This window comes from Bacillus cereus (assembly GCF_025917685.1).
Taxonomy (GTDB): Bacteria; Bacillota; Bacilli; order Bacillales; family Bacillaceae_G; genus Bacillus_A; species Bacillus_A cereus_AT.
Window position 1 is genome coordinate 1,819,402 of sequence record NZ_CP089518.1, and the last position, 18,889, is coordinate 1,838,290.

Genomic DNA, 18,889 nt, shown 5'->3' on the forward strand with positions numbered 1-18,889 from the left:
GTTTTAGAATGAAGCGGTTGAAATGGGGAGGATTAACAATCCTATTAGTAGTAACTCTAGGTATATGTTGGTTCTTTTTCCAAGGAGTTCAAAAGAGTGAAACAAATGTAGATACTCAGCCTTTACAAGTGGCAGAGCTACCTAAAACAGGGCTATCTGAAAAAGTAGTTCCACCAAAATATATACCACCAGAAATTGATGCAAAAGCAGCTATTATTATCGATGCGAGTAATGGAGAAGTTATTTATCAAAATAATGAAAATGAAGCTGTTGCCCCTGCTAGTATGTCAAAAATGATGACAGCATATCTCGTTTTAGAGAGTATACATAATGGGAAAGTACGCTGGGAAGATCCAGTGAAAATAAGTGCGAAATCGGCACAAACAGAGGGTGCAAAAATCCCGATGCAAGTAAATGATACATTAACTGTTAAGGACTTATACCATGCGTTAATGATTGAGTCGGCTAATAATTCGGCTGTCGCTTTAGCAGAACATGTAGCTCAGACAGAGAAAAACTTTGTTGAACTTATGAATGAAAAAGCCCAGCAGTTAGAAATGTCAGATAAAGCTAAATTCGCGAATGCTTCCGGATTACAGGAGCCCGACGGAAGTGAAACAAAAATGACAGCAGCTGACGTAGCGAAATTAGCGTATCATCTTATAAAAGACTATCCAGAGATATTAGAAGTGACTCACTTACGTCAAAGTCAGTTAGCATTTAATAATATTAATGTTACAAACACAAATGAAATGTTAAACAAAAATAATAAAGCTTTATATATAGAAGGAATAGACGGATTAAAAACAGGATTTACAGATAGCGCAGGGTATTGTTTTACAGGTACTGCAAAACAAGGCGATAATCGCATCATTACAGTTGTTATGGGGACGAAGGGGAAAACAAAACGTTTTACAGAAACAAATAAATTAATGTCCTATGCATTTCAATTGCTTAATTAGGTGAAGAAATAAGGGAATTAGATTGTTATAAAAATAAAGCGGACAGTTTATTGAACCTTGATGTTGGTGACAATAGACTGTTTTTTTATTCTTTGACGTATTGGGAGTAAAAACTTAAGTGATATCATTTGAATTTGATTTTTTTTGTTGATATTATTAAGTTAAGAACTTATTAATAATAAGTTTAGGAGGCGTTATATGCTTCATACAGACGATACTGCCTCAAATAAAAATTGGAGGGAATTGTGATGGCAAAAGATTTTTACTCAGCAATTGAAGACAGAAGATCTATTTACGCGATTAGTAAAGAGCAAGTAGTTTCTGATGAAAGAATTCAAGAAGTGATTTATCATGCTGTGAAACATACACCTTCGGCTTTTAATTCTCAAAGTGCAAGAGTTGTTGTATTACTAGGTGAACAACACGACAAATTATGGGATGTTACGAAAGAAACGTTACGAAAAATTGTACCTGAAAATAATTTTGCACCTACGGAAGAGAAAATGAATGCATTTAAAAGTGGCTATGGGACAGTTTTGTATTTTGAAGATAGTAGAGTAGTAGAAAGTTTGCAAGAGAACTTTGCACTATACAAAGATAATTTTCCTACATGGTCTCAGCAATCTTCTGGAATGGTGCAATTTGCGATTTGGACAGCGTTAGAGATTGAAGGTTTTGGTGCTACGTTGCAGCATTATAATCCGTTGATTGATGAAGAAGTAAAAAAAGAATGGGATGTACCTGAAAACTGGAAGTTAACTGCGCAAATGCCATTTGGTAAACCGGTAGCTTCGGCAGGAGATAAAGAATATCAGTCATTAGAAACTCGTGTGAAAATTTACAAATAAAATAAAAAGGTGAACAGAGATATAATCTGTTCACCTTTTTATACATGGTAGGAGTTTGTATGCTGAATTGTTTTCATCTGTTCTTTTAATTCATTTTTCTTTGTTTCAATAGTGTGTACCTTTTTAAATGTTGCAAATGATAATAAGTGAGTAAGTATATAGTAAATTTCGATATTATTAGTTATGTGATCGTCTATTATTTTTTCCACAAATGCAACTCCTCTTTGTATGTGATTATATATATTCTATCAATAAAACCCTAATAATTCCATATTTAGAAGAGGAAAAATAATCAATTGTGTTTTTGGAAGGGGAATGCTCTCAAGTCGGATGAAATTTTCGTGTGTGAAATCTTACAAATCATCACTTTGTTTAAAATCATACATAGTATTGAGAATTCATTTTCCTAATATATTATACTATTAATAAATAAGGGTTTTTTTGTCATGATAAGAGTGTGCCCCATGAAAAAGAACTTTCTAGAAAAATATATTGTGTTTATGTATTAGATTAATGGAATTTCAGTATTAGATAGAAAGTGTAAAATCTATATTGAAATAACGTATGAAATTTTAAATTTTGATGTAATACATAAGAAATTTGAAAAAATCGTTGCAAAAACACACTGTTTAATGGTAAAGTTCACATGAAGTTCACACGAAATTCACTTCAATCGTTTAAAATAAACGACGTGTGAAAAATAAAACTCTTGCTAAAAAATGGAACTGGATGAATATTTTACTTTGATAATATTGTAAAGTATTAAGTTTATAGTTTTTTCTCAAGAGGATAGTAGGGAAAGGAAGTAAAGACAACTTATGAAAAAAGTAATCGCAGGTTTAGCAGCAGCGTCTGTAGCAGGCGTAGCAGTTCCTGGAATGGATTCTGCTCATGCACAAGTTTCAAATGATGCGCTAAAAGAAATTAATGGACAAACTCAAACTCAAACGACTGTAACTGAAACAAAAACGGTAGAAACAACTTCTGAATTAAAATACACAGTAACAGCTGATGTATTAAATGTACGTTCAGGTGCTGGTACAGGACATAACGTTATTTCTAAAGTGAAATCAGGTCAAGTACTTCAAGTAATTGGACAAGAAAACGGTTGGTTCAAAGTTAGTGTAAACGGTCAAACAGGTTATGTAAGTGGGGACTTCGTAACAACTGGTGGCAATAAAGGAACTACTACTACTGTTCAGCAAGGAACAGGTACTTACACAGTAAACGTTTCTTCATTAAACGTACGTACAGGCCCAAGTACATCTCATACTGTTTTAGGTTCTGTAAATAAAGGAAAAACAGTTCAAGTTGTAGGTGAAGTTCAAGATTGGTTTAAAATTAACTTCAATGGTGGAACTGGATACGTAAGCAAAGACTTCGTAACAAAAGGTGGTTCAGCTGTATCTAACCAAACTCAGCAACCAACTACAAACAACAATACTACTACAGTTCAAACTGGTGGATCATATGTTGTTAACACAGGTGCTTTAAAAGTACGTACAGGTCCAGCTACATATAACCCTGTAATTGGTGGGGTAACAAATGGTACAGTATTAAACGTTACTGGCGCTGAAAATGGTTGGTATAAAATTAACCATAATGGCCGCACTGGTTACGTAAGTGCAGACTTTGTTAAGTTTGTAAAAGGCGGAGTGAACAATGTAGTTACTGGTGGTAACGAAGGTACGAACCAAGGCACGAACCAAGGCACGAACCAAGGCACGAACCAAGGCACGAACCAAGGCACGAACCAAGGCACGAACCAAGTACAAAAACCAACAGGTGGAGATACATCTTCAATCGCTGGATTCGCTAGATCTTTAAATGGTTCAAAATATGTATTTGGTGGTCAAACTACTGCTGGTTTCGACTGCAGTGGATTCATTCACTACGTATTAAATCAAACTGGTCATTCAGGCGCTCGTCAAACAGTTGCTGGATACTGGAGCTCTAAAACAAAAACTAGCAATCCACAACCAGGTGATTTAGTATACTTCTCTGACACTTATAAACCAGGTCTTTCTCACATGGGTGTTTACTTAGGAAACGGTCAGTTCATTAGTGCGGAAAATGAAAGTGTTGGTGTAAGAATTAGTTCAGTTAATAACTCTTACTGGGCTAAACACCTAACAGGTTACACAAAAGCATACTAAAAAAAAGTATTTTTTATACTTTTTGTATAGAGAAAAGGCTTTCCAGGGAAACTTGGGAAGCCTTTTTCATATTTGGATAGATTACAAATATAGAAGCATTTATTTTAATTTCCCATGTAAAAATTTAGCATATAAATCATGGAAATAGTTTGGGCGGAATAGGTTTGCTGCATGTCCTGCTAATGGAATTTCTTTATATAAAACGTTCGGAAGAATGGACTTTAAATCAAAGAGACAAGACTTATAGAGATGATCATGTTCCCCCATCACCCATAATATAGGATGGGGAAGTGCTTTTAATTTAGATTTCAAGTCGAATTCTAAGCGATGTCGTAATGACTCAGCAATAATGGAAGAGTGTAATTGTAATCCGAAACGGTAATAAATATTTCTTGAAATTACAGCGAATGGATTAGCCTTTAATATCCCACTTGGGAAAATAGTATTTGCATACTGAGAAAGCCAAGCTGAATATTCATCCCCGCGTTTTTCCCAAAATCTCTGAAAAACATTATATAAACGGGAAGGATTATTATAATGTCCACCAATATGACAAATGCTTAATACTTTTTCAGGATGCATTTGCGCAAATGTCGTAGAGATATAACAGCCGTAGCTTAGAGCGCAAATATGAGCTTTTTTAATACCCTCTTTTTCATACAAGTTCAACAATTGATCTACGAGGCGCTGTATTGAAAAGTCGATAGCTTCTCCTTTATCATCTCCGTGGCCTAATAAGTCATAAGTTATAATGTTGTAGTATGCAGAAAATCGTTTATGCTCTTTTTTGAAGGCACGGCGATTTCCAACTAATCCATGAATAAAAATAATTGTTTCCTTTTCAGAATGTTTATTTGTTTGCAAAAAGGATACTCCTTTCAGTAACTGGAGATTTATTTAGTATTTTAAATTGGCTAATTAAGAAAATCCGTTATATATATATATTCTATGCCTAGTCTAGCATTTGCATAGAATAATATTAAGTACCAGGTAATAATATCAGATGTTTATATCTGTTGTAAAGATGAGTTTATATGTATATTTTGTAAAAATAGAAAAAGTGTGTTTACATTCAGTTTACATTTATATCGTATTCTATTTTTAGAAATCATAGTTTTGTTGAAAACGAGGAGATGAACGACAATGGAAGTTGGGAATACAGAAAAGAAAAAAGGAAATTGGAGGCAGTTTTTACGTCTTATTCAAGATACAAATCCACCGAAAGGTATTCTTATTTTTGCATTATTAATGAGTTTACTTTCTACTGGAGCGAGTTTGTTTATTCCGATGTTAACAAAAGGATTAGTTGATAATTTTTCGCTTTCTTCAATTAGTACAGGACAAATTGTTGGGTTAGTCGCATTCTTTATTATGCAAACAATTGCTGCAGGATTGTCAATTTATTTACTGAATTATATTGGACAAAAAATTGTAGCTGGACTTAGAGAACGATTGTGGAAAAAGGTACTTATTTTACCAGTGTCTTATTATGATCAAAATAGAACTGGAGATACAATTAGTCGTATGACAAATGATACAGGTGTTGTTAAAACATTAATTTCTGAGCATTTGTCAAACTTATTAACAGGCGGTATCTCAATTATTGGATCGTTAATTGTATTATTTGTTTTAGATTGGAAAATGACAGCATTACTTTTAACGGTTATTCCATTATCTGTACTAATTTTAGTGCCACTTGGACGGAAAATGTATAAGATTTCAAAAGCACTTCAAGATGAAACAGCTTCTTTTACAAGTGTGTTAACACAGGTGTTATCAGAAATTCGTTTAGTGAAATCTTCAAATACGGAAAAAAGAGAATATGAAACAGGTAATACAGGTATCCAAAAGTTATTGCAATTTGGTTTGAAAGAAGGAAAAGTGCAAGCGTTAATTTCACCAGTTATGTCGTTTGTTTTAATGGCGTTGCTTGTTATTATCGTAGGGTATGGTGGAATGCGAGTTTCTAGTGGCGCATTAACAACAGGAGAACTTGTAGCGTTTATTTTATATTTAGTTCAAATTATAATGCCAATGAGTCAATTATCTATGTTTTTCACACAATTCCAAAAGGCAATTGGTGCAACTGAAAGAATTAATATGATTTTAGAATATGAAGTAGAAGACCATGAAACTGGTGTGAAAGTTACAAATGCAAAGCAGTCGATCGTTATTGAAAATGTGAATTTTGAGTATAACGAAGATGAGAAAGTATTGAAAAATATCGATTTCACGATTGAATCTGGAAAAGTAACAGCGATTGTAGGACCAAGTGGTAGTGGGAAAACAACTTTATTCTCGCTATTAGAACGTTTTTATGAGCCGACTAATGGTGTAATAAAATTAGGAGAAGAACCAATTACGGCCTATTCATTACAGTCATGGCGACGTCAAATTGGTTACGTTTCACAAGATAGTCCGTTAATTGATGGAACGATTCGTGATAATATTTGCTACGGTGTTGAGAATGAAGTGACGGATGAAGAAATTGAAAAAGTGGCAGCAATGGCATATGTTGATGCGTTTATTCATGATTTACCGAGCGGCTACGCAACAGAAGTTGGAGAGCGTGGTGTGAAGCTTTCTGGAGGGCAAAGACAACGAATTGCGATCGCTCGAGCGTTACTACGAAATCCGCAAATCCTTATGTTAGATGAAGCGACTTCAAGTCTTGATAGTAAATCCGAATCGGTTGTTCAGAAGGCGTTAAATAACTTAATGAAAGGTAGAACAACTTTAGTTATTGCGCATAGACTTTCTACTGTTGTAGATGCAGATAAAATTATCTTTATTGAAAAAGGGAATCTTACAGGAAGTGGCTCACATGATGAGTTATTACGGACACACGACATGTACCGTGAATTTGCAATGCAACAATTGAAAATTAAAGAAGGAGCATTATAGAATGAAAACAATCAGTGGGGGGACACTTCACTGATTGTTAATTTTAGAGTGCTAAAAAGTATGTTAAGCAGAAAGGGGATGATTCCTTGATACCTAAAATATTAATTGTAGATGATGATCCGCACATTAGAGAACTTGTTTCTGTATTTTTGGAACGAGAAGGTTTTCAAACATATGAGGCTGTTGATGGATTAGATGCTCTTCGAAGAATAGAAGAAGTGAAAGTTGATATGGCGATTCTTGATATTATGATGCCAAATATGGATGGGTTTGATTTATGCTATGAATTAAGAAAATACTATGATATACCGATTCTTATGTTAACTGCTAAAGGTGAAACATCTCAAAAGATAAAAGGGTTTCACCTCGGAACAGATGATTATCTTGTAAAACCATTTGATCCTTTAGAATTAGTTGTGAGAGTGAAGGCATTGTTGAAACGTTATCAAATTACAGTATCGCAATCTATTCAAGTTGGGAATGTACTGTTAAATCGTAAAACATTTGAAGTTAACGCCGGAGAACAAACGGTGACGTTGCCGTTAAAAGAATTTGAATTACTCTTTACATTAGGATCTAAAGCGGGAAGAACTTGTTCAAGAGAGCAATTAATAGAAGATGTATGGGGATATGATTTTGAAGGGAATGAACGCACGCTAGACGTTCATATTAATCGATTGCGTGAAAAGTTTCAAGAAGAGTTATCGAAGTTTAGTATAAGGACGATAAGGGGCTTAGGGTATCGCTTAGAGGTAAGTAAATGAGAAAAAGAGAAAGAATGAGTAAGATGAAGATGTTAAAAGTAATGGGGGCGATAGTAGCGCTCTTTACTTTTCTTACTATAATTTGGTCTATAGCCTTTTTTGTATCGTCTAGTGTCATGAAAGCTCTGGAAATAAACGTATCGCCTTTTATTACTTTTCTAATTAGTGATATGGTTGGCTTTGTTTTTATTGTTCTTATTTGGACATTAATCGGGATTTTAATGAGACCGAAGCGAGAGGCAATGATTTGGACTATTATTGAACCGATACAAAAAATTGCAAAAGGAGATTTCTCTGTAAAAATACGAAATGAAGAAAAGTATGATGGAGAAATTGGTGTACTCGTAAAGAGTATCAATGATATGACAGATGAACTGAACGCAATGGAGAAACTGCGCCAGGAATTTGTATCGAATGTTTCTCATGAAATACAGTCACCATTAACTTCTATAAAAGGGTTTGCTAGAGCGCTGCAAGATAATAATCTTTCTGAGGAAAAAAGAAAGCACTATCTTACCATTATTGAAACTGAAACAACGAGATTATCTAAACTGAGTCAAAATCTATTAAAGCTAACACTTTTAGAATCAGAAGAGTATACACCAGAAAGAGTGAGTTATCGATTAGATCAACAGTTAAAGCAAATTGTATTAAATAGTGAACCGCTGTGGGCTGAAAAAGAAATTGAGTTAGACCTTGATTTAGAAAAAGTGCAAATTACTGCCGACCAAGAAAGTGTGAGTCAAGTATGGATCAATTTAATTCATAATAGTATTAAATTTACTCCAAGTGGTGGTACGATTACAATCCAATTAAAAGAACATAAGGAATTCCTAGAAGTAAGTATTCATGATACGGGAATTGGTATATCAGAAGAGCAGAAGCAACATGTTTTTGAGCGTTTTTATAAAGCCGATTCTTCACGAAACCGTGCTTATGGAGGAAGTGGCTTAGGTTTAGCAATTGTAAAAAAAGTACTCGACCTTCATAATGGAGAAATAAAAGTCGAGAGTGAGGAAGGGAATGGTACAAAATTTATTGTGCGTATTCCTAAATATGAAGAGAAGTAGTGTTAGGAGGAAAGATTTCTAACACTATTTTTCTTTAAAAATGTATATATAGCTACTATGGTTACCTATAAGTAACCTACGCACATGAAAGTGCATCATTGCCTTTTTTCATAAACATAGATACACTTTTAATATAATAAACAACTGAGATGATTAAGGAGTGTTATACTTGGCAGAATTATTACAAGGTAAAAATGCTTTAATTACAGGAGCAGGTAGAGGGATTGGTCGCGCTGTAGCAATCGCATTAGCGAAAGAGGGCGTAAATGTAGGTCTTTTAGCTCGTTCAGAAGAAAACTTAAAAGCAGTTGCGAAAGAAGTGGAAGCAGAAGGCGTAAAAGCTGTTATTGCCACTGCTGACGTATCTTCATATGAAGAAGTAACGACTGCAATTGAAACTTTAAAAAATGGTTTAGGATCTATCGATATTTTAATTAATAACGCTGGTATTTCTAAATTCGGTAAGTTTTTAGAACTAGAAGTTGCTGATTGGGAAAAAATCATTCAAGTAAACTTAATGGGTGTATACTATGCAACTCGCGCCGCTTTACCAAGCATGATTGAACAACAATCTGGTGATATTATTAACATTTCATCTACAGCAGGACAAAAAGGCGCGCCTGTAACAAGTGCATATAGTGCTTCTAAATTTGGTGTTCTTGGCTTAACAGAATCGTTAGCGATGGAAGTTCGTAAACATAACATTCGTGTAACGGCTTTAACTCCAAGTACAGTAGCGACTGATATGGCTGTAGATTTAGGGTTAACTGATGGAAATCCTGATAAAGTAATGCAAGCAGAAGATATTGCAGAATTTATCGTAGCACAGCTGAAATTAAATAAACGTACATTTATTAAATCAGCAGGACTTTGGTCTACTAATCCGTAAGGGCTACATTTATCAACAAAGAAGGGACATCTATTCTGTAATGGAGTGGATGTCCCTTCTTTATTTTTGTGTGTGAAACGAAATTTTCGGTATAATCAAGTGTGAATGGTAGAAAAGGATAAAAAAACTTTAAGGGGATGGTATTTACATGAGTACGATTGAGAAATGGACGGCTGTTGATCAATATATGAGTGATGTATTAATACCGAAAGATTCTACATTAGAAGAAGTCCTTCAAGCAAACGCTGCAGCTAATTTGCCAACACATGATGTATCGCCAACGCAAGGGAAGTTTTTGCAACTATTAGTACAAATTCAAGGAGCTCGTAACATTTTAGAGATTGGTACTTTAGGTGGATATAGCACGATATGGCTTGCAAGAGCATTGCCATCTGGAGGTCGAGTTGTTACATTGGAAGCAAGTGAAAAGCATGCCGAAATTGCACGTAGCAATATTGAACGTGCCAATTTGAATGATAAAATTGAAATACGAACAGGATTAGCACTACATTCTTTACAGCAAATAGAAAATGAGAAGTATGAACCATTTGATTTTATTTTCATAGATGCAGATAAACAAAATAACCCTGCTTATTTTGAATGGGCACTGAAACTATCACGCCCTGGTACCGTAATTATTGGGGATAACGTAGTACGTGAAGGTGAAGTAATTGACAATACTAACAGCGATCCTCGTGTACAAGGGATACGTCGTTTCTATGAATTGATAGCTGCAGAACCGCGTGTAAGTGCTACAGCGCTTCAAACTGTCGGAAGTAAAGGGTATGATGGATTTATAATGGCAGTCGTAAAAGAGTGATGTGAGGAGGTAAAAGGGATGAAAAAGAAATTTCAAAAATTATAACATGTATCTTGTGTAACACAGCTAGCTCGTGGACCTCCAACATACATAAAAATATAAGTTTATATAAAAATTGGAGGTTAGGAATAGATGAGAACTGAAAAAGAAATGTTAGACTTAATTGTTAATACAGCAAATGAGGATGAAAGAATTCGAGCAGTCATCATGAATGGATCACGTGTAAATCCAAATGTGAAAAGAGATTGTTTTCAAGATTATGATATTATATATGTTGTAAAAGATATCCAATCTTTTACGTCTAATCATAATTGGATTCAAAGATTTGGAGAGATAATGATTGTACAAATGCCGGAAGAAATGTCATTAATTCCAGCAGATGAAGACGGGAAATTTCCGTACTTAATGCAGTTTATGGATGGGAACCGAATCGATTTAACGTTAGTTCCGGTTGATTTGATACATACATTCGTTGGACAAGATAGTTTAAGTAAACTACTTCTTGATAAAGATGATTGTATTGGAGAATTTTCTATAGCAAGTGATAAGGATTACTTAATAAAAAAGCCTACAGAAAAAGAGTTTTTAGATTGCTGTAATGAATTTTGGTGGTGTAGTACGAATATCGCAAAAGGGTTATGGAGAGAGGAACTTTCTTATGCAAAAGGGATGCTTGAAGGGCCAGTACGAGATATGTTAATCGTAATGCTAGAATGGCATATTGGTATGAAAACAGACTTTACAGTTAATGCAGGGAAGTTTGGTAAGCATTTCGAGCAATATTTTGAAAAAGATATATGGCAACAATTTAAGAGGACCTTTTCTAATGCTGAATATGAAAACATATGGGAGTCATTCTTTGTAATGGGAGATTTATTTAGGGAAGCTGCGAATGAAATTGCTAGCACTTATGGTTATCAATATCCGCAAGATGATGATGACAAAGTGACGAGCTATTTAAAACATGTGAAAGCTTTGCCGAAAGATAGTACAACGATATATTAATTGTATAAAGTAGTAAGACTGTCCTAATTATGGACAGTCTTATTTTTGTTCATGAATAAGAATTTCTCTAACAAAGTGCAGCTGAATCACATATGAAATTTTAGGGAGGTTTTTATCATGTATTATTTTTATTCACCAGAGATGTTCGTTCCATTTCAATGGGGATTAGAGCGAAATGTTTCGTATGCTTATATGCCATATAACTCATTTTATTATGGAGACTATATAAGCTCATTGCCATACGCTTTACATGTTTCTCAAAATTATGAAGTCCATATGAAAGAAAAGGATCGTGGGTCATGGACACCGTTTTCGTGGGCCGAAAAATATGCGTATGCATTTTCAGGTCCATATAATAAAGCGGAAGTAGCTCTTACATTTGATGATGGACCAGATTTAGTATTTACGCCAAAAATTTTAGATAAGTTAAAACAACATAATGTAAAAGCTACTTTTTTTCTGCTTGGTGAAAATGCAGAAAGGTATCCGAATGTAGTAAAGCGTATCGCTAATGAAGGGCATGTAATTGGTAATCATACGTATAACCATCCGAATTTAGCGAAAGTAAATGAGGCTGAGTACCGTAATCAAATTATAAAAACGGAAGAAATATTAAATCGTTTAGCTGGTTATGCACCTAAATTTATACGTCCGCCGTATGGTGAAATACTTGAAAATCAATTGAAATGGGCAACGGAGAAAAATTTTATGATTGTACAGTGGAGTGTTGATACGGTTGATTGGAAAGGTGTAAGTGCTGATACGATTACAAATAATGTGTTAGGGAATTCATTTCCAGGTAGTGTCATACTTCAGCATTCAACTCCAGGCGGACATTTGCAAGGATCTGTAGATGCACTAGACAAAATCATTCCGCAGTTAAAAATGAAAGGGGCTCGGTTTGTAACGCTTCCAAGTATGTTCCAGACATCGAAAGAAAGAAAGTGAATGTGTTATCAATTGGGAAATTTAGGGTTATGTCGTATAATGAAAGTGTAGGTTAGGAGGGGATATAATTGATTGATGCACTAGTAAACATAGGAATGAGCATATTGATTGGTGTTATATTTATACTTGCTGCACTTATACTTCAAAAAAGTCCACCGACAGATATTAACGCGGCATATGGTTATCGTACGAAGCGATCTATGAAAAATAAGGAACTATGGGATGCGGGTAATAGGTATAGTGCGGAAGTGATGAAACAAAATGGTTTCATCATGATGTTAATTGGAAGTGTTATTAGTATACTGTTTAGATATCCGCATACAATGATAGCGGTTATGATTGTTATGCTGTTGTTAATTATTCGCTTATTTATACAAGTAGAGAAAAGGTTGAAGCTCCTTGAACAATGATGATAAATAAAATAGGACTCCCCGGATATTATAAGCTAGGGGTCCTATTTTATTTATAAACTATTATTTTTTAGTAATTCTTTTCCTTGTTCTATAACAAATTCGTAGTATTGAAGGTCATAAGGGTAAATATCTTCAAATGTTATTGTAATCAGTTTATTGCTCAAAACAGAAATAGCCGTAAAAGATGAAATCTCTCTTTTTAATAGTTGTAGAAAAGAAGTTGCGTGTATTTTCATCACATCGTCTACTTCTTCACCTGGTGTAAAAGGTAGAGGTTGTATTACATTGTGAAAATACATATGACAAAATTCGCGATCAGTAAGATTAGAAATTTCATAATCTATTTTAAAGATTCCTTTGTATGCTAAATCAGTAGTTTGAAAAGAAAGCCCTAATTCTTCTTCAATTTCACGAAGACCGCCAATTTCTACTTCTTCATCATGCATAATGTGCCCAGCTGAAGTAATATCCCATATATTTGGAGCTTCTTTTTTATTTTTAGAGCGTAATTGGAAATATAAAAACATATCTTCATCATCTTTTTCTACAAACCAGCAATGGAATGTTTCGTGCCAATCACCGTCACGATGCACTTCATCACGTAATTTCTTTCCAAGTGTATTTTTTTCAGAATCAAATATCGTTAACCACTCTGTCATTTTAATTCCCCTTTCTGCAAATTTTATTATACAATATTGTATTGAATTTTGGGAAAATAAAGAAGAAGGAGTGGCTATAAGTGGAGATAGAGAATAAGGAAATAAAATCAATAATTTCAACTGAGGAAGAATTAAGACAAATATTGGGGCAACCAAGTGAGCGGGCTTTGAAAAAAGTTATTTCATCACTTGATCATCATTGTGTAGATTTTCTGTCTAAATCTCCTTTTCTAGTATTATCTACTGCAAATAAATTAGGAGAGTGTGATGCTTCGCCGAGAGGGGATGCACCTGGATTTGTATATATATTAAATAATAATAAAATTATCATTCCAGAAAGACCGGGCAATCGTCGGATAGACTCCATTTTGAATATTATTTCAAATCCACGCGTAGGGCTAATCTTTGTTATTCCTGGTCTTGGGGAGACACTCCGAATAAACGGTAAAGCATATATTACAAACGATGAAGAAATTTTGAAAGAAATGCAGGCGAATGGACGTAATCCGTTACTTGGAATTGTTGTTGAGATAGAGGAGTGCTATATCCATTGTGCAAAAGCTTTTATACGTTCAAAAATGTGGGATCCAGAATCGTGGTTAAATAAAAAAGAGTTACCTTCAGCAGCGAAGATGTTACTGGAGCATGCGAAAGTGAATGCTTCAGAAGAGGACGTTGCACGTTCTTTAGAAGAAAGTTATACGAAAAGATTGTATTAAAAAATTCTTTATTGATATAGTTTTAGAAAGTAGAGATCTTCTCGTTTTAAAATGGAATATTTATATATGAACTGTTGATTTGCAAGCTAGTAAATTGCAAAAAAAGTAATAAGAGCAGTCATTGTAAAATGTTATTGTGAAATATAATGAAAAATTATCTTTAAAATAGTGAGTAAAAATAGGCTTGCTTTTTAAAATTTTCATAACTATAATAAGTTAACAAATAGACATGAACGAAAAAGTAACGATAAGGACATGAGATGATTTTTACGGTTTACAGAGAGGGAAGACAAGGCTGTGAGCTTCCTAACACGAAAAATGATCTTACCACCTTTGAACTTCAATAGTGAACGAGTAATCTAGTAATTATTGACGGTATCAGCCGTTATCTGAACTTGAGCAATCTAGAAGAAAATAAGTCTAGGTTGGAACAAGGGTGGAACCACGAAAACACATTCGTCCCTTTCCTAGGGATGAGTGTGTTTTTTATAGCTTTTAAGATTGAAAATTTAAAATAATTAAAAAATATATTGTTTTTGTCTTTTATGCGAGTATAATGAGTTAACAAATATATATGAGCGAAAAAGTAACGATAAGGACATGAAATCATTTTTACGGTTTACAGAGAGGGAAGCCAAGGGTGTGAGCTTCCTAACACGAGAAATGGTTTTACCACCTTTGAGCTTCAATAGTGAACGAGTAATCTAGTAATTATTGACGGTATCAGCCGTTATCTGAACTTGAGCAATCTAGAAGAAAATAAGTCTAGGTTGGAACAAGGGTGGAACCACGAAAACACATTCGTCCCTTTCCTAGGGATGAGTGTGTTTTTTTATTACTTTGAAAGGAGGTGCTGTAATATGAAACGATTTGTACGTACGGAAATAACCACCACCTGTATGGGGAAATGGCAGAGTAAGGTGATTGATAGAGCCGAAAAATAAAATTTTAGGAGGAGATTAGAAGATGAATAATGTAATTAATGTTGGGGTAATCGGTTTAGGTACTGTCGGAAGTGGTGTTGTTCATATTTTGAAAGAGCATTACCAAAAAATCGCACTTGATACAGGGTGTGAAGTAAAGGTAAAGACAGTCGTTGTGCGTGATTTAGAAAAAGAACGTGACGTTTGTATTGATGGAATCGTAGTTACGCGTAATGTGGATGAAGTTCTAAATGATTCAAATATAGATATTGTAGTAGAGGTAATGGGCGGAATTGAAGAAGCAAAACAGCATATTATTAAGGCATTACAAAGTAAAAAACATGTTGTAACAGCAAATAAAGATTTAATGGCTGTATACGGGGCTGAGCTTCTACAATTAGCAAATGAAAATAATTGCGATTTGTTTTATGAAGCAAGTGTAGCAGGTGGAATTCCAATATTAAGAGGATTGGCAGACGGACTGGCCTCAGATCAAATTGAAAAAATAATGGGAATTGTAAATGGAACAACTAATTATATGTTAACAAAGATGAGTCAAAATGGATGGTCGTATGAAGAGGCTTTACAGGAGGCACAAAAATTAGGTTTCGCAGAATCAGATCCAACAGCAGATGTAGATGGTCTGGATGCAGCAAGAAAGGTAGCGATTCTTGCTAACCTAGGTTTTTCGATGAATGTTTCTTTAGATGATGTTCAAGTTAGAGGGATTCGAAAGGTTGAAAAAGAAGATTTAGAAATGGCGAAAAAGTTAGGGTTTACTATGAAACTAATTGGTAAAGCGGAGAAGCAAGGATCATCTATTCATTTAAGTGTAGAACCGACTTTATTGCCAAGTCACCACCCATTATCGAATGTGAATAACGAATTTAATGCGGTATATGTTCATGGTCAAGCGGTAGGAGAAGTGATGTTTTACGGACCGGGCGCTGGGAAGTTACCAACTGGATCTGCAGTAGTTAGTGACATTATTTCAGTCGTTAAAAATATGAATCAAATACCGAAACATAAAAGTGTATTAAAAGAACCAGAGCCGTATGAATTACAAGATGATGAAGAAGTAGTTTCTAAATATTTTTTACGTATTTCATTAAGTGATGAACCTGGGATGTTACAAAAAATAACAGAATGTTTCGCTAATTGTTCTGTAAGTTTAAAAGAGGTAATTCAGTTGCCGCTGAATAGGGACCTTGCAGAAGTTGTTATCGTGACACATCACACTTCAAAATATCAATTTGAACAAGTGTTAAGAGCGATTGAAGATATCGCAAGTGAAATAAACAGTTACTACAGTATTGAGGAGGAAAAACAATATGTATAAAGGACTTTTAAAACAATATGCTTCATATTTACCGGTAAGTGAAAATACACCAGATGTTAGTTTAATGGAAGGGAATACACCTCTTATTCCATTATTAAATATATCAAAGCAATTAGGAATTCAGTTATATGGGAAGTACGAGGGAGCGAACCCGACAGGTTCTTTTAAAGATCGTGGTATGGTAATGGCGGTTGCTAAGGCGAAAGAAGAAGGCTCAGAGGCAATCATTTGTGCATCAACAGGTAATACATCGGCATCGGCTGCAGCATACGCGGCACGTCTCGGAATGAAGTGTATTATCGTAATCCCAGAAGGGAAGATTGCGCACGGGAAATTAGCGCAAGCAGTCGCTTATGGGGCAGAGATCATTTCAATAGAAGGGAACTTTGATGATGCACTTAAAGCTGTAAGAAATATTGCTGCAGAAGAGCCAATTACATTAGTAAACTCAGTGAATCCTTATCGAATTGAAGGACAAAAAACAGCAGCATTTGAAATTTGTGACCAGTTGCAAAAAGCGCCAGATGTTCTAGCTATCCCTGTTGGGAATGCAGGAAATATTACAGCATACTGGAAAGGGTTCTGTGAATATGAGAAAGAAAAAGGGTATAAGAAACCAAGAATTCACGGTTTTGAAGCGGAGGGAGCAGCAGCGATTGTTAAAGGACATGTAATTGAGGCGCCTGAAACGATTGCAACAGCGATTCGTATTGGTAATCCAGCAAGTTGGTCGTATGCAGTAGAGGCTGCTGAGCAGTCAAATGGTGAAATAGATATGGTATCAGATGAGGAAATATTACATGCGTATAGATTGTTAGCAAAAACTGAAGGAGTTTTCGCTGAGCCAGGATCAAATGCTTCATTGGCCGGTGTAATTAAACATGTTCAATCTGGAAAAATCAAAAAGGGAGAAACAGTTGTTGCAGTATTAACTGGAAATGGTTTGAAAGATCCTGATATCGCTATTTCTTCTAATAAATTTGACATTGCAAGTGTTGCAAATGATATAGAACAAATCAAAGATCATATAAAAGGGGTGATTATGTCGTGATACCATTAAGCGTTCGTGTTCCTGCTAGTACAGCGAATGTTGGACCTGGATTTGACTCGGTGGGAATAGCTTTGTCATTGTATTTAGATGTGGTAGTAAAAGAGCAAGCTGATAAATGGCAAGTCATCCATTCCTTTGAAGATTCAATTCCAACAGATGAAAAAAATTTAATCGTTAGCACGGCATGTAAAGTGTGTCCTTCTTTATCGCCCCATATAATAGAAGTTACTAGTAATATTCCGCTTACAAGAGGTCTAGGAAGTAGCGCATCAGCGATTGTAGCAGGAATAGAGCTTGCGAATCAACTTGGCAATTTGAACTTAACAACTGATCAAAAAGTTCAAATTTCCACAAATTTTGAAGGGCATCCAGATAATGTCGCTGCTTCTATTTTAGGCGGAACAGTAATCGGAGCACTGGACGGGAAAAATGTTTCGGTTGTAAGGATTGAAAGTAAGGAATTAGGCGTAATTTCTCTCATTCCGAATGAAGAGCTAAATACGGATGAAAGCCGATCTGTATTACCAGAGGTGTTTCCGTTTCATGAAGCAGTTAAGGCTAGCGCGATAAGTAACGTATTAGTAGCTGCGTTATGTCAAAAGAAGTGGGAAGTTGTTGGTGAAATGATGGAAAGAGATCATTTTCACGAGCCATATCGTTTAGAACTTGTACCGTTATTACCGTCAATTCGTAAATGTGCAAAAGAATTCGGAGCATATGGCACAGCGCTTAGCGGTGCGGGACCGTCCATTTTTATATTAACTCCATATGAGAAACGACAAGAAATTGCGGAGCAATTAGCGAGAGTATTTACAGCTATGAAAGTATGTGAGCTTGAAATCGACCATAAAGGGATTACTGTAAATAAGGAAGAACATATTGGATTATAAAGAAAGCTAGCATCGCTAGCTTTCTTTATGTTGTAAATATCTGTTAAATTGGCATGTAAAAGAAAGATAATAATGTATAATTTAGTAAAGAGTGTATTAATTTTGGAGGTGCTTATATGAATAAAGAGTCACTAGAAGAAAAAAGAGAACGTATGAGACAAAGTGAATTAAAAAGTAATCCCACTGGTTCCTTAAATGACGGACTCAATAGAGTGGAATCAGGTAGTCCTGTTGATATGACAGGGGGGATGAATTGGAAAGGTACAGGGATAATCATCTTAGTACTACTTTTAGGATACTTTGTATACACTTACTTTTTCAGTTAAAGAATGTTTGTTAAAATTTTGATTTGTTTAGTTTCATAATTAGTGAAAAAGAAAAAAGCAGTTATCGTATTACATATCTTTTAAGCGAGTTAAAGTTGTTCATATCACCTTTTTTAATACTCCAAATAGAGCTAGCAATATGCTAGCTCTATTATTTTTTGCCACATTCCTGTAACAAAGCACCTGTATATTCATTGGTGGAG

The 18,889-nt window shown here is 34.9% G+C and carries 18 protein-coding genes and 2 other annotated features; of the genes, 16 read left to right on the forward strand and 2 right to left on the reverse strand.

Annotated features, from left to right (window positions below):
• Positions 1-8 precede the first annotated feature (8 nt).
• The 3 genes from LUS72_RS09470 to entFM all read left to right on the forward strand — a co-directional run bounded on the left by LUS72_RS09470 (position 9) and on the right by entFM (position 3,966).
• A complete protein-coding gene (locus tag LUS72_RS09470) occupies positions 9-962 on the forward strand; it encodes a D-alanyl-D-alanine carboxypeptidase family protein (protein ID WP_264448844.1) in 954 nt (317 codons plus the stop codon).
• Positions 963-1,210: 248 nt separating this feature from the next.
• The gene (locus LUS72_RS09475; protein WP_264448845.1) at positions 1,211-1,810 is read left to right on the forward strand and encodes a nitroreductase family protein; all 600 of its coding nucleotides are present in this window, start codon (positions 1,211-1,213) and stop codon (positions 1,808-1,810) included.
• Positions 1,811-2,628: 818 nt separating this feature from the next.
• The gene (entFM, locus tag LUS72_RS09480) at positions 2,629-3,966 is read left to right on the forward strand and encodes an enterotoxin EntFM (RefSeq protein WP_264448846.1); all 1,338 of its coding nucleotides are present in this window, start codon (positions 2,629-2,631) and stop codon (positions 3,964-3,966) included.
• A 99-nt stretch (positions 3,967-4,065) separates the two neighbouring features.
• On the opposite strand, the gene LUS72_RS09485 is transcribed toward entFM, so the two are convergent.
• On the reverse strand, positions 4,066-4,830 hold the full coding sequence (locus LUS72_RS09485; protein WP_097832469.1) for an alpha/beta fold hydrolase: 765 nt from the start codon (positions 4,828-4,830) through the stop codon (positions 4,066-4,068).
• A 279-nt stretch (positions 4,831-5,109) separates the two neighbouring features.
• On the opposite strand from LUS72_RS09485, the gene LUS72_RS09490 reads away from it, so the two are divergent.
• The 8 genes from LUS72_RS09490 to LUS72_RS09525 all read left to right on the forward strand — a co-directional run bounded on the left by LUS72_RS09490 (position 5,110) and on the right by LUS72_RS09525 (position 12,776).
• Complete coding sequence (locus LUS72_RS09490; protein WP_097832468.1) at positions 5,110-6,870, forward strand: ABC transporter ATP-binding protein; 1,761 nt, start codon at positions 5,110-5,112, stop codon at positions 6,868-6,870.
• Positions 6,871-6,956: 86 nt separating this feature from the next.
• Positions 6,957-7,634, forward strand: coding sequence for an envelope stress response regulator transcription factor HitR (gene hitR, locus LUS72_RS09495; protein ID WP_097832467.1), 678 nt, complete (start codon positions 6,957-6,959; stop codon positions 7,632-7,634).
• Positions 7,631-8,704, forward strand: a complete 1,074-nt coding sequence (gene hitS, locus LUS72_RS09500) for an envelope stress sensor histidine kinase HitS (protein WP_141533447.1) — start codon at positions 7,631-7,633, stop codon at positions 8,702-8,704. Before hitR ends, hitS begins: the two co-directional genes overlap by 4 nt.
• Before the next feature lie 169 nt (positions 8,705-8,873).
• Entirely contained in the window at positions 8,874-9,593 is a 720-nt protein-coding gene (locus LUS72_RS09505; protein ID WP_002012353.1) for a 3-ketoacyl-ACP reductase, read from the forward strand.
• 148 nt (positions 9,594-9,741) lie between these two features.
• Entirely contained in the window at positions 9,742-10,413 is a 672-nt protein-coding gene (locus LUS72_RS09510) for an O-methyltransferase (RefSeq protein WP_097832466.1), read from the forward strand.
• A 132-nt stretch (positions 10,414-10,545) separates the two neighbouring features.
• Positions 10,546-11,418, forward strand: coding sequence for an aminoglycoside 6-adenylyltransferase (locus LUS72_RS09515; RefSeq protein WP_097832465.1), 873 nt, complete (start codon positions 10,546-10,548; stop codon positions 11,416-11,418).
• A gap of 117 nt (positions 11,419-11,535) precedes the next feature.
• On the forward strand, positions 11,536-12,366 hold the full coding sequence (locus LUS72_RS09520) for a peptidoglycan-N-acetylglucosamine deacetylase (RefSeq protein WP_097832464.1): 831 nt from the start codon (positions 11,536-11,538) through the stop codon (positions 12,364-12,366).
• A 71-nt stretch (positions 12,367-12,437) separates the two neighbouring features.
• On the forward strand, positions 12,438-12,776 hold the full coding sequence (locus tag LUS72_RS09525; protein WP_141533459.1) for an SdpI family protein: 339 nt from the start codon (positions 12,438-12,440) through the stop codon (positions 12,774-12,776).
• Between the two features lie 53 nt (positions 12,777-12,829).
• On the opposite strand, the gene LUS72_RS09530 is transcribed toward LUS72_RS09525, so the two are convergent.
• On the reverse strand, positions 12,830-13,438 hold the full coding sequence (locus LUS72_RS09530; RefSeq protein WP_097832462.1) for an NUDIX hydrolase: 609 nt from the start codon (positions 13,436-13,438) through the stop codon (positions 12,830-12,832).
• 80 nt (positions 13,439-13,518) lie between these two features.
• Between LUS72_RS09530 and LUS72_RS09535 the strand changes: the two genes are divergently transcribed.
• The 5 genes from LUS72_RS09535 to LUS72_RS09555 all read left to right on the forward strand — a co-directional run bounded on the left by LUS72_RS09535 (position 13,519) and on the right by LUS72_RS09555 (position 18,686).
• Positions 13,519-14,157: a pyridoxamine 5'-phosphate oxidase family protein gene (locus tag LUS72_RS09535; RefSeq protein ID WP_097832461.1), complete on the forward strand. Its 639-nt coding sequence runs from the start codon at positions 13,519-13,521 to the stop codon at positions 14,155-14,157.
• 235 nt (positions 14,158-14,392) lie between these two features.
• Positions 14,393-14,624 (forward strand) — a binding site (T-box leader).
• Between the two features lie 113 nt (positions 14,625-14,737).
• Positions 14,738-14,969: a binding site (T-box leader), on the forward strand.
• A gap of 154 nt (positions 14,970-15,123) precedes the next feature.
• Positions 15,124-16,419 carry a homoserine dehydrogenase gene (locus LUS72_RS09540; RefSeq protein ID WP_264448847.1) on the forward strand — a complete coding sequence of 432 codons (1,296 nt, stop codon included), beginning with the start codon at positions 15,124-15,126 and terminating at the stop codon, positions 16,417-16,419.
• A complete protein-coding gene (gene thrC / locus LUS72_RS09545; protein ID WP_097829798.1) occupies positions 16,412-17,470 on the forward strand; it encodes a threonine synthase in 1,059 nt (352 codons plus the stop codon). The genes LUS72_RS09540 and thrC overlap by 8 nt, the downstream gene beginning before the upstream one ends.
• Complete coding sequence (thrB, locus tag LUS72_RS09550) at positions 17,467-18,360, forward strand: homoserine kinase (RefSeq protein WP_097829797.1); 894 nt, start codon at positions 17,467-17,469, stop codon at positions 18,358-18,360. Before thrC ends, thrB begins: the two co-directional genes overlap by 4 nt.
• Positions 18,361-18,476: 116 nt before the next feature.
• Positions 18,477-18,686, forward strand: coding sequence for a DUF6366 family protein (locus tag LUS72_RS09555; RefSeq protein ID WP_097829796.1), 210 nt, complete (start codon positions 18,477-18,479; stop codon positions 18,684-18,686).
• The last annotated feature ends 203 nt before the right edge of the window (positions 18,687-18,889 follow it).

Bases quoted from the DNA above. Each gene is read 5' to 3' on its own strand.
- LUS72_RS09540 (WP_264448847.1), top strand. From the start codon at position 15,124: ATGAATAATGTAATTAATGTTGGGGTAATCGGTTTAGGTACTGTCGGA.
- entFM (WP_264448846.1), top strand. From the start codon at position 2,629: ATGAAAAAAGTAATCGCAGGTTTAGCAGCAGCGTCTGTAGCAGGCGTA.
- LUS72_RS09490 (WP_097832468.1), top strand. From the start codon at position 5,110: ATGGAAGTTGGGAATACAGAAAAGAAAAAAGGAAATTGGAGGCAGTTT.
- LUS72_RS09520 (WP_097832464.1), top strand. From the start codon at position 11,536: ATGTATTATTTTTATTCACCAGAGATGTTCGTTCCATTTCAATGGGGA.
- LUS72_RS09510 (WP_097832466.1), top strand. From the start codon at position 9,742: ATGAGTACGATTGAGAAATGGACGGCTGTTGATCAATATATGAGTGAT.
- hitS (WP_141533447.1), top strand. From the start codon at position 7,631: ATGAGAAAAAGAGAAAGAATGAGTAAGATGAAGATGTTAAAAGTAATG.
- LUS72_RS09515 (WP_097832465.1), top strand. From the start codon at position 10,546: ATGAGAACTGAAAAAGAAATGTTAGACTTAATTGTTAATACAGCAAAT.
- LUS72_RS09530 (WP_097832462.1), bottom strand. From the start codon at position 13,438: ATGACAGAGTGGTTAACGATATTTGATTCTGAAAAAAATACACTTGGA.
- LUS72_RS09470 (WP_264448844.1), top strand. From the start codon at position 9: ATGAAGCGGTTGAAATGGGGAGGATTAACAATCCTATTAGTAGTAACT.
- LUS72_RS09555 (WP_097829796.1), top strand. From the start codon at position 18,477: ATGAATAAAGAGTCACTAGAAGAAAAAAGAGAACGTATGAGACAAAGT.
- LUS72_RS09475 (WP_264448845.1), top strand. From the start codon at position 1,211: ATGGCAAAAGATTTTTACTCAGCAATTGAAGACAGAAGATCTATTTAC.
- thrC (WP_097829798.1), top strand. From the start codon at position 16,412: ATGTATAAAGGACTTTTAAAACAATATGCTTCATATTTACCGGTAAGT.